Source organism: Shewanella sp. FeAMO (assembly GCF_053653955.1).
Window position 1 is genome coordinate 4,524,031 of record NZ_CM132201.1, and the last position, 15,083, is coordinate 4,539,113.

13 protein-coding genes are annotated in these 15,083 nt (G+C 49.8%); 6 read left to right on the forward strand and 7 right to left on the reverse strand.

All coding sequences use genetic code 11. The features are described from left to right. Positions 1 to 80: 80 nt before the first annotated feature. Positions 81 to 1,184: an OprO/OprP family phosphate-selective porin gene (locus ACWAU4_RS20195; RefSeq protein ID WP_052678657.1), complete on the reverse strand. Its 1,104-nt coding sequence runs from the start codon at positions 1,182 to 1,184 to the stop codon at positions 81 to 83. Positions 1,185 to 1,398: 214 nt separating this feature from the next. Here ACWAU4_RS20195 and ACWAU4_RS20200 point away from each other — a divergent pair, with 214 nt between their 5' ends. Continuing rightward, positions 1,399 to 2,829 (forward strand): PAN domain-containing protein, encoded by a 1,431-nt coding sequence (locus tag ACWAU4_RS20200; RefSeq protein ID WP_208125201.1) that lies wholly within the window; start codon positions 1,399 to 1,401, stop codon positions 2,827 to 2,829. A 116-nt stretch (positions 2,830 to 2,945) separates the two neighbouring features. Beyond that, positions 2,946 to 3,314 carry a hypothetical protein gene (locus ACWAU4_RS20205; protein ID WP_082052712.1) on the forward strand — a complete coding sequence of 123 codons (369 nt, stop codon included), beginning with the start codon at positions 2,946 to 2,948 and terminating at the stop codon, positions 3,312 to 3,314. An 86-nt stretch (positions 3,315 to 3,400) separates the two neighbouring features. Here the strand turns inward: ACWAU4_RS20205 and caiA are convergent, their stop codons facing one another. Continuing rightward, a complete protein-coding gene (gene caiA / locus ACWAU4_RS20210; RefSeq protein ID WP_028780099.1) occupies positions 3,401 to 4,537 on the reverse strand; it encodes a crotonobetainyl-CoA dehydrogenase in 1,137 nt (378 codons plus the stop codon). Positions 4,538 to 4,885: 348 nt separating this feature from the next. Here caiA and ACWAU4_RS20215 point away from each other — a divergent pair, with 348 nt between their 5' ends. Next, positions 4,886 to 5,533, forward strand: coding sequence for an MBL fold metallo-hydrolase (locus ACWAU4_RS20215; RefSeq protein ID WP_454290365.1), 648 nt, complete (start codon positions 4,886 to 4,888; stop codon positions 5,531 to 5,533). A 75-nt stretch (positions 5,534 to 5,608) separates the two neighbouring features. Here ACWAU4_RS20215 and ACWAU4_RS20220 read toward each other — a convergent pair whose 3' ends face one another. The 5 genes from ACWAU4_RS20220 to fixA form a co-directional block, all read right to left on the reverse strand. Further along, positions 5,609 to 6,928 (reverse strand): MFS transporter, encoded by a 1,320-nt coding sequence (locus tag ACWAU4_RS20220; RefSeq protein WP_028780097.1) that lies wholly within the window; start codon positions 6,926 to 6,928, stop codon positions 5,609 to 5,611. A 357-nt stretch (positions 6,929 to 7,285) separates the two neighbouring features. After that, positions 7,286 to 7,573, reverse strand: a complete 288-nt coding sequence (locus tag ACWAU4_RS20225; protein WP_025010089.1) for a 4Fe-4S dicluster domain-containing protein — start codon at positions 7,571 to 7,573, stop codon at positions 7,286 to 7,288. Beyond that, a complete protein-coding gene (locus tag ACWAU4_RS20230) occupies positions 7,570 to 8,862 on the reverse strand; it encodes an FAD-dependent oxidoreductase (protein WP_123117090.1) in 1,293 nt (430 codons plus the stop codon). Before ACWAU4_RS20230 ends, ACWAU4_RS20225 begins: the two co-directional genes overlap by 4 nt. A gap of 60 nt (positions 8,863 to 8,922) precedes the next feature. Continuing rightward, positions 8,923 to 9,873 (reverse strand): FAD-binding protein, encoded by a 951-nt coding sequence (locus tag ACWAU4_RS20235; RefSeq protein WP_208125203.1) that lies wholly within the window; start codon positions 9,871 to 9,873, stop codon positions 8,923 to 8,925. A 10-nt stretch (positions 9,874 to 9,883) separates the two neighbouring features. Further along, positions 9,884 to 10,657, reverse strand: a complete 774-nt coding sequence (gene fixA, locus ACWAU4_RS20240; RefSeq protein ID WP_208125204.1) for a putative electron transfer flavoprotein FixA — start codon at positions 10,655 to 10,657, stop codon at positions 9,884 to 9,886. A 533-nt stretch (positions 10,658 to 11,190) separates the two neighbouring features. Here fixA and ACWAU4_RS20245 point away from each other — a divergent pair. The 3 genes from ACWAU4_RS20245 to ACWAU4_RS20255 all read left to right on the forward strand — a co-directional run bounded on the left by ACWAU4_RS20245 (position 11,191) and on the right by ACWAU4_RS20255 (position 15,083). Then, positions 11,191 to 12,297 carry a hypothetical protein gene (locus ACWAU4_RS20245; protein WP_208125205.1) on the forward strand — a complete coding sequence of 369 codons (1,107 nt, stop codon included), beginning with the start codon at positions 11,191 to 11,193 and terminating at the stop codon, positions 12,295 to 12,297. A 127-nt stretch (positions 12,298 to 12,424) separates the two neighbouring features. Next, positions 12,425 to 13,945, forward strand: coding sequence for an L-carnitine/gamma-butyrobetaine antiporter (gene caiT, locus ACWAU4_RS20250; RefSeq protein ID WP_025010093.1), 1,521 nt, complete (start codon positions 12,425 to 12,427; stop codon positions 13,943 to 13,945). 187 nt (positions 13,946 to 14,132) lie between these two features. Further along, complete coding sequence (locus ACWAU4_RS20255; RefSeq protein WP_115389073.1) at positions 14,133 to 15,083, forward strand: IS30 family transposase; 951 nt, start codon at positions 14,133 to 14,135, stop codon at positions 15,081 to 15,083.

Sequence of the window (15,083 nt, forward strand, 5' to 3'; positions counted from 1 at the left end):
GCGCCTGCCGGCGTAACAGAAACGTCATTATTACGTCATATCAAGACAGAACTGTGACAACCCCAGGCGCAGCCATTGAATTAAAAGGCGTACTGGAACCTGGCCCGCAGTTCACTGCCGCTGAACTCGTTCCCCAGCAGGTCCTCGGCTTCACCCTTGGAGTAGTTGAGGCCCAAACGGACATTTTTATCTGCGTAGTAGTTCACCCCCAGGGTGTACATATTGCCGTCGTACACTTGAGTGCTCTTGTCCAGGCCAATATCACCATAATTGCCGTCGCCCTGTTCTAACCTCAATACCAGCTCCCAGGCACCATAGGCATTGCCCGGTTTGACCCGGCCGAAGTTACCTTGCTTGTAAGGACGGGATTCCCCGGTAATCACCCAGCCGCCCTGAACATAGAAGCCGTCGAGATCTTCATCGCCGAACTCGCTGCCGAAGTATTCCGCCTGCAAATGCAAAGGGCCGCTACTGGCCGCCAGTTCCAGGCCATAGCCCTTGACCTCATCTTCGCTGACATCGGCATCACGCTGGGTGTAGCTGGCGCCTAAGTGAATAACGGCATCACCTACTTGGTATGGGGTATAAGTAAAGCGCCCTGTCATCGCCTTATGTTCGAAGTCGTTGCCACCGTCGCCATCTGACTCAAATACCCCCAGGGCATAGGTCCAGTTGCTTCCGACACCGTGCAGTTTGACCCCGAGCGCCCGGCCCGGACTGTGCAGTTCAGTCATGGCACTGCGTTCGAGGGCTGAAATATCTTTGGAGCTCATCAGGCGTTCCAGGCCGAAAGGCTCGGCCTGTTTACCTATGGTGATCTGCGCCTGTTTGCCAAATCCCAGGTAGCTCAGATAGAGATCTTCGGCATTGCCTCCCTTGCCGCCGTCACTCTCGGCAATGTTGAACTGCGCCTTGTAACCCCAGTCACCGACATGCCCTTTGACATACAAACGTGCCCGGCGCACATCGAAGTCCTCGGTATCGAGCTGGTTATCTTTTGATTCGGTGGCGTCATAGTCGAATTGCAAGCGACCACCCAACTGAAAAGTGGCCGATTTGTCGTGATTGGCGACCTTGATGCCGCCATCAGTATTCAGAGTAAATTGCAACGGAGCCGATTCTTCGGCCAGGGCTGGAGTCGCCGCCATTATGGGCAGCAACAGGCAAGCTAAGGTGGAGCGCATTTCATAGGTCCTCGTCTGTGTTCGAATGCAGCCATTCTCAACAGAGGCAATGACACTCGGGTGACCCGGGGCTTGCTTTTGCCTAGCCGTAATTAACTAAAACTGAATCAGGATTCACAGCCCCGTCATTAGCTTTCACTGAAATAAACCGGGAACCCATAACCGGGGAAGAGGCAGATACCCACCTGCCTTCCCTTAAAGCAAGGAGCTAACAATGAAAACTTCACCCCTGAGTCTCAGCCTATTGCTGCTGGCCGCGGCCGGCGCCCAGGCGAGCGACAATCCGCTGTCCAGGTTTGAGATGACAGACAATGCTGCGATTTCCGGTTACAACTCAGAGAAGTTGTCCGGGGTAACCGCGGCTCAATGTGCCAATGCCTGTCTTGAGGAAGGGCGCAGTTGGTGCGTCTCTTTTGATTATCACAAACAGAATCAATCCTGCGATCTCAGCGACAAACGCGCGGCCGATGTCGGTGGACTCAAGACAGATTATCCCGGTAACCCCTATGCCCATTACAGCTTGAAGCCCAGTTCACTCGAACAGTTTGTTCATGTGGAGCAAGCCTTTTTACCCGGGTACAACAGCGAACAGCTGCCCGGCCTGAGCGCAGAGGCCTGTGCCGATGCCTGTGTCGATGATCAGAGAAGCTATTGGTGTCAGTCATTCAACTACCACACCCAAAGCGGTAATTGCAGCCTCAGCAGCCAGAGAGCCGACTACGTAGGTGGCCTACAGCTCAATAAGGGGCAACAGCCGATGGACTACTATGAGCGCTTCGACAACCACGGCATCAAGAACCCGATACCCGGTAATAAACACATTCTGGTGATAGGACTGGACGGCTTGAGGGGCGATGCCATCCAATGTGAGGATTGCGCCGAGACACCGGCACTGGATAGCCTGATTGCAACAGGCGCCTTTCACAACAATCTGCTGGCCGGTGGACACCAGTCCACCTTCAGTGGGCCAGGTTGGTCCAGCGTCTTCACCGGATTCTGGGCCGATAAACACGGCGTCCACTCTAACGACAGTAGCCTTGTGCTGCAAAAACCTCATGTCTTTGATCTGATAAAGCAGGCCTACCCTACCGCAACCACGGCGCTGGTTGCCGATTGGTTCAATCTGACCCACAACCTGAAACCCGCCAAGGCCGATCTCGTGGTCAGCAATGCCAACAAGAACTCACAACAGGCTACAGACACGGTCAAACAGTGGCTGGGCTGGCAAAACCCACCCACGGCCATCTTCTACTATCTGCATAACACAGATATTCATACCCATGCCTATGCACCACTGCATCCCACCTATCAGCAAAAGATACGCGACGAAGATCAGCAGATAGCCCAAGTGCTGCAAGCGCTGACCTCAAGGCCCAACTATCAGGACGAAGAGTGGTTGATTCTGGTGACTTCAGATCACGGCGGTTTGGGAACCGGTCATGGCGGCCAGAGTACCGGCGAGCGCAATACCTTTCTGATCCTCAACAACAGCCTGGATAACCCGGGCATTAGCCCCTATTGCCAGGGAGATTTAAGCCAAACCGCCATGACGCAGGTCGATGGCGTGACCCCACATATCCTCGATTTCCTCGGGCTTGGCAACAACACTGAAGGTGTTATACATCCAAGCTGTGGTAAGCATTAACCAGCCGATGGGTGAACACTGAGTTCAGTGCTCACCCATCAATTCACTTGGCTTCAGACTAGGTACAGGCCGCCTTTGTTATAGTAAAACGCCATTTCACTGACAAGGAGCCCAAGATGAAACCACTGATGCGTTCCCTTTCCATCAGCTCCATGCTGACATTAACCGCCTTAATCTGGGGTTGCAGCGATGTCATCAGCGAACAATACCCCACCGAGGCCGAAGCACGGGCTGAAGGAGTATTCGAGCGAGGCTGGCTACCACCGATATTGCCGCCCTCGGCCACGGAGATAAAGGTCAACAATGATCTGGACAACAACAGCTCCAGCGGCAGTTTCCGCCTGCCAGCCGCGGCGATGAGCGAGTTCACTTCTCAGTTAAAAGCCGAAGAAGGCCTGGCCAACAGCTGGTATTACCGCGAAGGCGACTCCCTGTGGATCTTCCGCCTGACCCAGGACGGAGTTATCCAGTACCAACTACAGTAAGGCTTCAGCTAGGTAACGGTTGCAGCTTGGCCAACAGGAAGGCCAACTCGGCCACATTGTGGGCGGTATCTGTCTTTACCTAAAGACTAGACATACTCCCGGAGCACTTCCCGGCCCAGCGTCAGCACCTGCATCTCTTCCGAGCCGCCGGAAACTCTGTCGACCCGCAGATCGCGCCAGAAACGGCTGATGCGATGCTCGCCGGTGATCCCCTGGCCGCCAAACACCTGCATGGCATTGTCAACCACATCGAAGGCCGCCTTGGAGCAGTAGAGCTTACACTTGGCGGCATCGCCCGGGGTCATCTGGCCGTTGTCGGCCTTCCAGGCGGTGTGATAAATCATGTTCTTCATGTTGGTGAGCTGCACCGACATATAGGCAAACTTTTCCTGGATCAGCTGTGTCTTGGCGATCGGCAAGTCAAACTGTACCCGCTTGTTGGCGTAACGGGCGGCATCTTCGAAGGCGCAATAGGCGCAACCATAGTTGCTGCAGGCAATGAGGAAACGCTCCAGATCAAACTCCTTCTTCACCCTGGCAAACCCGTTGCCTTCGGTACCGAAAAAGTCCTTTTCCTCCAGCTCTACATTGTCGAACTCCACCACACAGCAACTGTCCATCTTCAGTCCCAGCTTGGGCAAGTGGCTGACAGAGATCCCCGGTTTACTCATATCGACAAAAAACTCGGAGAAAATTGGTTCGAAGCTGGCGGAATCTTTGGCCATCACCACCAGGTAAGGGGTCTCGGCGGCACTGGTGATATAACATTTGGTGCCATTGAGGTAGACCTTGCCTTTCTTTCGGGTATAAGTGGTCTGTAGGCTGCGAACATCCGAGCCGGCATCCGGCTCGGTGACCGCCGAGTTCCACACCTGTTTGCCGGTACCTATATAGGCCATGATCTTGTCAATCTGCTCCTGGGTACCTTCCTGCAATATAGTGGGAAAACCCGCCATCTGATAAAGCACATAGGTTGGCGCACCGAGACGGCCCAACTCTTCCCAGATCAAGGCCAGAGTCACCAGACCGGCATCGCTGCCACCGTATTCTTCCGGAAGCAGCAAACTGTCCAGCCCCAGCTTGGCCAGCTCTTTGACAAAACGTTCAGGATATTCATTGTTGTCGTCGCAGGCGGAGAAATAGCGCTCCCAGTCCTCCTGTGACATCAGGTCTCTTACTCCTGCAATAAATGCTTCTTGTTCGTTTGTCAGTCGATAGTTCATCGATACCTCAGCAAGTTTTCATCAGTAAGCAGGACGCCTGTCTAAACTCTGCGACAGGTACCTACGGCAGTATAACCCCAGGCATATTCGAGTCAATCCAGAGAGAAATGCTGGAACATGGTCAATATTATAGAAATTAGCCCGCAATCCCTTTGAGCCATTTCACAATAATCCAAGTGAAATAGATTATTGAACAATAAGGTATAAATTTAAAGCCTGAAACAATCCATTTAATTAATTTAAATATAAAATCACAGAAAATAATTTTTGATTTATTGAGCAATATCAACCAATAGAATCCATCGACAAGTAAACTCAACTTATCGTTATATAATCGTGGAGATATAAATGACTCAAAATGTAAACTTCAAAATTATTCCTGTAACTCATTACAAACAAAATGCCTGTATTGTTTGGCAAGATGGTTGCAACAAGGCTGCTGTAATAGATCCTGGTGGTGAAGTAGAGAAGATAACAAGTTTTATTGAAGACAATAAACTGGAGCTGGATAAGATACTCCTGACCCATGGCCATATCGATCATATCGGCGCGGCCAGATTATTGGCCAAGAGTTCATCTGCCGAAATACTCGGCCCTCATAAGGATGATACTTTTCTGTTTGATATGTTGCCGGAGGAATGTCGTCTATATCAATTTCCCCACTGTGATGTCTTTTATCCAGACCGCTTTCTTGAGCAGGATGACACTATTTGGGTCGGCGAGTTACAACTTCAGGTGATTCATTGCCCGGGCCATACACCAGGCCACCTGGTATTCTTTGCCCCAGCGGCCAAGTTGGCCTGGGTTGGCGATGTGCTGTTCAGGCACTCCATAGGCCGCTGCGATTTTCCCGGCGGGAATCACACGGCGCTGCTGGATTCCATCAAGAACAAACTCTGGCTGCTGGGGGGAGATACCTGCTTTATTCCCGGTCATGGCCCCATGTCCACTTTTGCTGAAGAGCGGCGCCACAACCCTTATGTCGCCGACCGTTGAAGCTATTGCCGCCTCCCATGAGGCGGCGATTTCTCAGTATTTGATAACTAGCGAAAGATGATTAGTATTTTATAATCAGTGCTTTACAAATCCTGCAACACTGGTGTCCGCCAGGGTCATGCCACGGGTTTCCGGTGCCAGCAAGATGGAAACCACCAGGCCCAACAGTGAAATACCGGCACCGGCCATCATGGTCCAGGAAACGCCATAAGCGTTCATAAACACAGGCAAGGCATAGGTCGAGAGTATGGTGCCTATACGGCTGAAAGACATCACGGCACCCACGGCCGAAGCGCGGATATCGGTAGGGAACAGCTCATTGGGGTAGAGCCACTGCAAGATCCCAGGGCCTCCGGAGCAGAAGGCGTACATGCCAAAGGCCGCAATCACTACCCAGATACCAGGCGAGGAAACCAGTCCCAGCATGGCCAGCGACAAGGTCATCATGGCAAAGCTGATGATAAGCAGTGGTCGACGGCCCATGGAATCCAGCCAATACATGGCCGGAATACAACCTATGATAAAGAAGGTACTGATAATAATGTTGCCAAGCGCCGAGTCTTTGCCATCGTAAAAACCCAAGGCCCCGACTATCTGCGGCCCAAAGGTGTAGATGGCAAACATGGGAATGATCTGGCAGGTCCAAATTGTGCCGATAAAGATGATCATGGTGAAGTTGCGTTTTTCGAACAGCTTACGATACTGGGTATCGATCTTCTCTTCCGCTTCAATATGAATATTGCCGCCAAAGTACTGTTGCATAACTTGTTTGTACTCGGCGATACGGCCCTTGCGCAGCAGCCAGCGTGGCGACTCGGGCAGATGGAAACGCCCAAGCAGGATTACCAGACAAGGTATCAGGCCGCTGCCGAGCATCCAGCGCCAGCCCCCTTCAACGTCATAAAGCAGATAACCTACCGCATTGGCCGCAGTAGCGCCCACATACCACATCAAGGCTATGAAGCCCATGGTAAAGGCCCGCTTCTTGGTTGGGGAAAACTCGGCCACCATGGAGGTGGCAATGGGGTAATCGGCCCCTATCACTACCCCGATAAGGAAGCGCATCACCACTAACTCTATCGGCGATGAAACGAACATAGTGGCGACAGATAACACGGCTATCGCTATGATATCTATTAGAAACATTAACTTACGACCGAATAGGTCGGCGATGTAACCAAAGAGTGCGGTACCGACAAATAGGCCCACCAGGGTAGATGCCCCAACCAGGCCTATCCAGTTGGCATCCAGCTGCATTTCAGGGATCAGTTGCTCAAGCGCCAGGCCAATAATGACCAGAATATAACCGTCGAGGAAGGGACCACCACTGCCCCAAAACATGATTTTCTTATGTAATGGCGTAAACTCCATTTCATCGAACTTTTTAGCTTTCATATGCTAATCTCTTATATTAAACCAATAAACATGGTTGATTTATTCGTTCACAAAATGTGCCATTAATCTTCAGCCTGATTTCTCAGTCGAGAAATACTGAATAAAAAATGGGACTAAAACAAATCTGAAGCTCAAAAGTGAGAAAACGGTTACAGTTAGCAAACTACATAAGTCGCAGACAAATCTTTAAACAGGTTAAAAGTTAAAACAAATAAGAGCACAGCGCTTCAAGTTAAGCATTATCAAAATCTGTTTATTCAACAGGGCTAATAACATTAAAAGTGTATGCTCTCATTTTGCACAATCGAGCTCGTTAGAAAACTAACTTAAATTCAGATTTAAAGTTTTCAAGCGGCACTAGCCATAACGATATTCAATACCGAATGTACCTCTGGGATATTCCCATTTCTTGATAATGGTTTCACCGCAAAGCATTTTACAGGTGCCACATTCCAAACAACCAGCAGAGTCAAATTTAAGGCTGCCGTCGTCCTGAATTTTATAGAGTCCTGCTGGGCAGGCGTTAACCAACTTACGGAATTCATTGATATCCGGGTTTTCAACAAGCTCGATATGTGGATGTCCCTCATCAACATAGAACTTGTTCACCCCCAATTTCACATCAACATTGACTGGCTCGCTCATATCGCTGTCATCCCCTTAATACCATCTTTAATCAGATTCATATAACCCACCTCTTTGGCATGCTTCATCAGGGTCTTGCGCAGAGGTTGCGAGGCGCTGCCATCTATGGTGAACATCTCCTGCATTATGTCGGCGACCAGCTTGGGATACTGATTAAAGATCCTTGGGTTCTCCATAAAGGCGGGTAATTTCTGGTACAGCTTGAGATCTTTCATGATAAAGCTGTTGTCCAGCAGTGTTTGATAGGCACCGAGTCCGGCGGCACTGAAGTCATTCTTGGCCTTGGCGGCAAGTACGGCTCTGGCGGCGGCCTCACCGGATGCGATAGCCAAGTCCATTCCGCGAACCGTATAGCCCACGTTGAGACAGAAGCCTGCCGCATCCCCGGCAATCAAGACACCGTCATCCACCAGCTTGGGCAGCATGTTCAGTCCGGCCTCGGGAACCACGTGGCCTGAGTACTCAAGCAACTTGCCGCCTTCAATCAAAGGCTTGATCGCCGGATGATTCTTGAAGTCTTCCAACATCTGCGGCACTGTCTTGGAAGAGGTTTCTATGTGGTGCAAGCCACAAACAATCCCCAAAGAAACAGTGTCTTTATTGGTGTAAAGGAAGCCCCCGCCCAAGAGACCATTGGAGGGTGAACCGGCAAACAGCCAGGCAACGCCTTCATCACCACTGACATTAAAACGATCCTTAATCTGCTGCTCTGAGAGGGCGATAAGCTCCTTGGCTCCGACCGCCATGGCACTGGATTGCACCTTGGGCTTAACCATGCCGAGCTGTTCCCCCAGAAGAGGGTTGACCCCTTCAGCCAGAATCACTGTCTTGGCCAGCAGTGAGTCGCCATCGGCCTCCACCCCTATGACCTTACCGTCTTCCTTGAGGATTTTTTCAACCCGAATACCGGTAATAAACTGAGCACCGGCTTCTTCGGCCTGTTCGGCCAGCCACTGATCGAAAGTGCCTCTGAGCAGAGTATAAGATTCCTCTACCGGCTCCTGACCACGGCCGTTGTGATAGTCCAGGGTTACTGCAGTATCATCAGTGAGAAACGATACTTTTTCCTTGGTAACCTTACGCTCCAGCGGCGCCCGTTTGGCAAAATCGGGCATAATCTTTTCCAGGCTATGGGCGTAGAGTCTACCACCAGTCATATTCTTGGCCCCGGCATAGTTGCCGCGTTCAATCACCAGAACATCGGCGCCCTGACTGGCCAGGACATAGGCAGCAACGCAGCCGGCGAGCCCGCCTCCCACTATGATTGCGTCAAATGCATCTTCTGACATGCTGATCCTCTCTTGAATTCGAGACTACCGGCCCCTTGAGCCGGTAGCCGGGCCAGATAGTTAGCCTTTGAAACTGTTCAGCAGGGCTGGAACTATCTTGTTGATATCACCGACAATGCCGTAATCCGCATACTGGAAGATGGGGGCATTCTTGTCTTTGTTGACAGCAATAATGGTCAGGGAGTCGTTGACGCCAACCATGTGCTGGATCTGACCGGAAATCCCTATGGCCATATAGACATCAGGCTTGATCATCACACCTGAAACCCCAATGTAGCGCTCACGCTCCATCCACTTTTCAGTTTCGGCAATCGGACGGCTGCAGCCCAGTTCGGCACCAACCTTGGCGGCCAGCTGTTCAATCAGCTTCAGGTTATCCTGCGAACCTATGCCATTGCCCACACCGATAACGCGCTTGGCCTTACCCAGGTCGATATTGGATTTTTCCTTTGGCCGACGTGCCAGGCAACGAATGCCATTGGCAGGGGCAACAAATTCCAGAGTGATCGTTTCGGCGCTGCTGCCCGCTTCTTCGGCTGGCAACTCCTTGAAGGCGCCGGCGGCCAGAGTCACCACAGCAATTTGAGAGGTGATCTTCTCTTCGCCGATGGCCAGGCCACCGTAGACCAGATGCTTGGCACCGACATGGCCTTCGCCATCGATTGTGAGTTCAGCGGCATCATTGAAAACCCCGGCACTCAGGCGCACACCCAGCTTGGCGGCCAACGCCTTGCCGCGGCGGCTGGCTGGCAACAAGACCAGGGACGCCTGCGCTTCGGCTTCAATCGCCTTGGCCATGGTCAAGGCGTACTCTTCCACTATGCGGTTTGAGTCCTTCTCGCCCAGGTGATACACCTTGCTTGCGCCCAATGCTGCAGCCCTGGCAACCTCATCGGCACCACCCAAGACGAATACAGAGACACTGTCACCCAGTTGCAGACCGGCGGCCATCACTTCGGGCAGACGAGCAGCCTCGCTGCTGAAAACCCAAACATTTGCTAGCTTGTTCATTTCATCCCCCTCAATTCAACACATTGCCAATATGGCCGACAAACTCGACAACCTGGCCTTCATCATCACCCTCGATAATGATCTGCTTGCGGGCCTTCTGTTCAGGCGCAGTAATAGACACCAGCTCCACCAGCTGCGGGATCTCTTCCAGCGCCAGTTCGGCATAAGCCAGCTTGTTGACCGGCTTTTTGCCCGCCGCCAGAATGGCTTTCATTGAAGGAATTTGAGGTTCGTTGATATCGGCAGAAACAGCCAACACGGCAGGGAGCGACAACTCCAGCTCTTCAACTTCGTCGTCCAGCTCGCGCTCAACCCTGACCATACCGTTGGCGACTTCCAGAATTTTGCTGACACCATTGATGCAAGGTACTTGCAGCAATTCACCAAGCAGCAAACCTACCTGCTGGGCGTAGAGGTCACCCGAACCGTCACCGCAGAGGATCAGCTCAAACCCTTCCTGCTTGGCGGCAGCAGCCAAGACTCGGGCAGTTTGATGGGGCAGCGCCTGCTCCAGCTTGGGATCGCAAACCAGGGTCAGCGCGTCCGGGCCTCTTGAGAGGATATCTTTGCAGGCTTTGGGGGCGGCCAGTGCATCTGCGCCTATACTCAACGCCGTAATGCTGCAATCGCTCTGGGTTGCCTTGATTTGTACCGCAGCTTCAACGGCACACAGATCGAATTGGCCTATCTTTTTGTTTACATTACTTGTATCTACAGGAAGGTTGGGAATGACTTTGATATCCTGCTCTTCCGGGACAAGCTTATAACATGCAATGATCTTCATCTTATCTCCAGTCTAAGTATCACTATAAACATTCGTCTCTACTGGTTTACATTCCTCAACATTGGTGATCGGAAACCCATAATTAATAAAATTTCAGGCTTGCATCACACAAAGTCGCACCCTCCTGGGTAACGAAAGGGAATAAAAGTCCACACCCATTTAGATATCAATATGGATAATAGATTAGTTCACCTTAACCAAATTTAGAGTTGCTTAATTGATTATCAGATTAATTAAATAATCCTCTCACAATCCATCAGCGTCATTTTATTAATACAAGCTATTTTCAATTAAGACCAAACAAATTCGTTTGTTGAGCCACTTTTTGTGAGCAATATCCAATTTTTCAACCAAATTAAACAAAACCTGATTATATAACGACCTTCAATGGTTCATTTTTACCGTTTTTATTGATTTGCATCACACATTTTCGAGCAAGGTAACAATCCATTGACCAAAAGTGTGATGCGGGAATGTTTTTTTATTCATGACCGAAACCATAATCGGTTCAAATTAAAAACGGAGGGTGGTTAATGAATAAGTTTAAGCTAAAAAATCTAAGCTTGATGTTATTAGGATTAACGCTTAGTGCGCCAAGTTTGGCGGTGGATATCAGTGGTTCAATAAGAGCGAACTACAGCATTAAAGATTTTAGTGACGCTTCAAAAGCTACGGGTGGTGATTTCGATTTCAACACCTTGGGAATAAAACTCTCCCAGGATTTTGAAAACTATGGTTTTGTCGCCGAATATCGTTTTGCCGATGGTTACGACTATCTTAAAAACGGTTATGCCTATTGGAATGCCAATGAAGATCTGACCCTGCAGCTCGGTGTGGTCAGCAAGGCATTCGGTAATAAGAACTTTGCTTCCCATAACTGGTGGTACAGTCTCAACTACTACCTTGGCTTCGAAGATGACTATGGTGTTGGATTCAATATCAACCATAAATTCAATAACTTCGAAACAGACTTTTCCTTCATCCAGAGCTCTCTCTACAAGGGCAGCGACTATCGTAACTTCGCTGGTACCATAGGTTCGGGCACCATAGACGGCACAACCTATAACAACAAGGAATACAACACTGTCAGTTTGCGCGAAAGCTACAGATGGGAAAATGACAACTGGCAGGTGCTCTTGGGAGCCTCCGTTGAATACGGCCAACTTTATAATCCGGTGGCCGATGAATCAGGAGACAACCTCAACTATGCCGTACACCTGGATGCAAAATATCGTGGCTGGGGTGTACAACTTCAATATTTGAAGTATGACTTCGATCAATATGATGATGGCAAAATAGATACTTCAAAAATTGGTGTTGGCGCAGTTAATGGCTTCTATGAAGTGGCAGCCAAAGGCGACATCATGACATTTAACCTGTCAAAAGTGGTCGATACCCAATGGGGTGGCCAATTCACCTTCTACAACGACTTCAGTATTTTGACACCAGATGAATCCAACTTTGACGACTCAGTACTGAATAGCACTGGGGTTTCTCTTTCATACAAACAATTCTTTGTGTACGTCGATTATTATCATGCCAAAAACGTTGTGTGGCTGGGTGACAATAGTCTGGGCCTGAAAGACAGCGATAAGGAGTGGAATGGTCGATTCAACATTCACTTGCAGTATTGGTTTTAATAACTGAGCTATTTAGCCAGTAGCTTAAACCCAAATCATTTTTTATTAATCTGGGGTTTTTAATTAAACCTCACGGGCTCACCTTTCCTGAAAATCAGTTAAAGACTTTTGGGTATGGAGAATTTTGATGAGTGAAAATAAAAAGATCAAAAAGGCCGGTATTGAAGCGAAGATATTTTTCCCTTCACTATTGGTAGTGATCCTTCTCTCCTACTTTACTGTGAGAGACCTTGATGCCGCCAATGAAGTAATCAGCGCAGTCTTCCATTACTTAACCCACAGCTGGGGTTGGGCATTTGAATGGTACATGATAGTCATGTTGGCCGGCTGGCTCTGGTTACTGTTTGGTCCTTATGCCAACAACCGCCTCGGTAATGAAGAACCTGAATTCAGTACCGGAAGCTGGATCTTCCTGATGTTTGCCTCCTGTACCTCAGCCGCAGTGCTGTTCTGGGGCTCGTTGGAGATCTACTACTATGTCAGCTATCCCCCATTTGAACTGGAACCTTTGTCGGTACAGGCCAAAGAACTTGGACTGGCTTACAGTCTGTTCCACTGGGGACCGCTGCCATGGGCCGGTTACGCCTTCTTCTCCGTGGCTCTGGGTTACTTCCTGTTCGTGAAGAAGATGGACGTGGTACGCCCAAGCGGCACCCTCTATCCCATCATGGGCAAGAAGTGTGAAGGCATCATAGGCACCATAATAGACAACATCTATGTCGTCGCGCTGATCCTGGCCATGGGTACCAGTCTGGGTCTGGCGACACCTCTGGTTACCGAATGTATTCAGTATCTGTTCGGTATTCCGCGCACCATAGAAGTGGATGCCACCATTATTTCAGCCTGGATCATCTTCAACGCTATTTGTGTGGCCTTTGGTCTGCAAAAAGGGATCAAGATTGCCAGTGACCTGCGCAGCTACCTGAGCATCATCATCCTCGCCTGGGTACTCATCATTGGTGCCACTACGTTCACAGTGAACTACTTCACCGATTCCATCGGGGTATTGCTGATGAACATGGGCCGCATGCTGTTCTACACAGCCTCTGTCAGTGACAGCAGCTTCCCTCAGGACTGGACTGTGTTCTACTGGGCCTGGTGGGTAGTTTACGGCATCCAGATGTGTATCTTCCTGGCCAAGATCTCCCGCGGCAGAACCGTGCGTCAGCTGTGTCTGGCCATGGTAGGTGGTCTAACAGCTTCTACCTGGTTGCTGTGGACCATACTCGGCAGTAACACACTTAATTTGATGAACGAAAATATCGTCAATATGCCTGCCCTGATTGAACAGTATGGTGCCGCCAGGGCCATTATTGAAACCTGGGCCGCTTTACCTATGAGCACCATTACCATGTGGATGTTCTTTATTCTGTGTTTCCTGGCAACAGTAACATTAATTAACGCCTGTTCTTACACCTTGGCCATGTCTACCTGTAAAGGGGTTGATGCGGATAATGAACCACCGGTTTGGGTTCGTGTAGGTTGGTCTGTATTGGTCGGTGTTATCGGTATTGTTTTGTTGGCTTTGGGCGGATTAAAACCACTGCAAACAGCCATTATTGCCGGCGGTGCGCCTCTCGTTTTCGTGAACATAATGATCATTATCTCATTCTTGAAAGATTCACGAAAAAATAACTGGAAGAGTTGATCGGATTATAGATTCACCTCACACCTTACTTTGAACAAATGTATTTATATAGGGGACTTTTCATGGATTATCGTTTAACTGACCCGAATTCAGATAATAAGTGCACCACTCATGGTTAAACGGTGAGGAGAGATCAACTGCCTGTTGGTGATACTCTGTAGTCGCCAAACAAACATGAGTAGTTACCATGAATTACAAGCAGTTGATCGAGGGACAACGATACCAGATTGAGGCCTATTTACGCGAGGGTTTCAGTTATCGGGAGATAGGAAAACGTCTGAAAGTCAGTCACAGCACAATCAGCCGGGAAGTAAATCGCAATCGAATTCGGGATAACCATTACTTGCCGGAAGTCGCTCAGGCGAAGGCACTAAAACGCCGTTGTCAGTCCGCGAAGTCTAGAATATCTGGACTGACCATCACCTTTGTTGAGTTCGGTCTCAATGAGAAGTGGAGTCCGGAACAAATAGCCGGTGTCGGTAAAATCATCGGATATAACGTCAGTCACGAGTGGATTTATGGCTATGTCCAGCGTGATAAATTATGCGGCGGCAAGTTGTACAAACAGCTACGCCAGAGTCACCGAAGATACCGTAAAGGTAACCGTGCGAAGCGTGTGATTATCCCGAATCGCGTAGGCATAGAGCATCGTCCCGCTATCGTGAACAAGAAAAAGCGGTTCGGAGACTGGGAAGCTGACACGGTTCTGGGCAAGCAAGGTACGGGCGCGATTGTTAGCCTGGTTGAGCGAAAAAGTAAGCTGTACCTGATACGCAAAGTGCCAGCGAAAAGCGCAGCCGATGTGGCCCGGGCCATGGTTGGTATGCTGTGGAAATATCGAGGTTATGTTCGAACTATCACTGCGGACAACGGCAGCGAGTTCTGTGACCACGAACAGGTCGCAGAAAAGCTTAAAACGGATGTCTACTTCGCTAACCCTTATTCGTCCTGGGAACGCGGACTGAATGAAAACTTCAACGGTTTGCTGCGGCAATACATACGGAAAGGCACCGATTTGCGGACGGTAACAGATAAGCAAATTAGTGAGATTGAACGGGCATTAAATGCCAGACCGAGAAAGTGCCTCGGCTTCAGGCAACCTATTGCGGTATTCAATGAATTACGCAAGGCAGCCTAA

Excerpts from the sequence above, each read along its gene's own strand:
- ACWAU4_RS20220 (WP_028780097.1), bottom strand. The coding sequence starts at position 6,928 with ATGAAAGCTAAAAAGTTCGATGAAATGGAGTTTACGCCATTACATAAG.
- ACWAU4_RS20215 (WP_454290365.1), top strand. The coding sequence starts at position 4,886 with ATGACTCAAAATGTAAACTTCAAAATTATTCCTGTAACTCATTACAAA.
- ACWAU4_RS20235 (WP_208125203.1), bottom strand. The coding sequence starts at position 9,873 with ATGAACAAGCTAGCAAATGTTTGGGTTTTCAGCAGCGAGGCTGCTCGT.
- ACWAU4_RS20245 (WP_208125205.1), top strand. The coding sequence starts at position 11,191 with ATGAATAAGTTTAAGCTAAAAAATCTAAGCTTGATGTTATTAGGATTA.
- ACWAU4_RS20230 (WP_123117090.1), bottom strand. The coding sequence starts at position 8,862 with ATGTCAGAAGATGCATTTGACGCAATCATAGTGGGAGGCGGGCTCGCC.
- ACWAU4_RS20200 (WP_208125201.1), top strand. The coding sequence starts at position 1,399 with ATGAAAACTTCACCCCTGAGTCTCAGCCTATTGCTGCTGGCCGCGGCC.
- ACWAU4_RS20225 (WP_025010089.1), bottom strand. The coding sequence starts at position 7,573 with ATGAGCGAGCCAGTCAATGTTGATGTGAAATTGGGGGTGAACAAGTTC.
- caiA (WP_028780099.1), bottom strand. The coding sequence starts at position 4,537 with ATGAACTATCGACTGACAAACGAACAAGAAGCATTTATTGCAGGAGTA.
- ACWAU4_RS20195 (WP_052678657.1), bottom strand. The coding sequence starts at position 1,184 with ATGCGCTCCACCTTAGCTTGCCTGTTGCTGCCCATAATGGCGGCGACT.
- fixA (WP_208125204.1), bottom strand. The coding sequence starts at position 10,657 with ATGAAGATCATTGCATGTTATAAGCTTGTCCCGGAAGAGCAGGATATC.
- ACWAU4_RS20205 (WP_082052712.1), top strand. The coding sequence starts at position 2,946 with ATGAAACCACTGATGCGTTCCCTTTCCATCAGCTCCATGCTGACATTA.
- ACWAU4_RS20255 (WP_115389073.1), top strand. The coding sequence starts at position 14,133 with ATGAATTACAAGCAGTTGATCGAGGGACAACGATACCAGATTGAGGCC.
- caiT (WP_025010093.1), top strand. The coding sequence starts at position 12,425 with ATGAGTGAAAATAAAAAGATCAAAAAGGCCGGTATTGAAGCGAAGATA.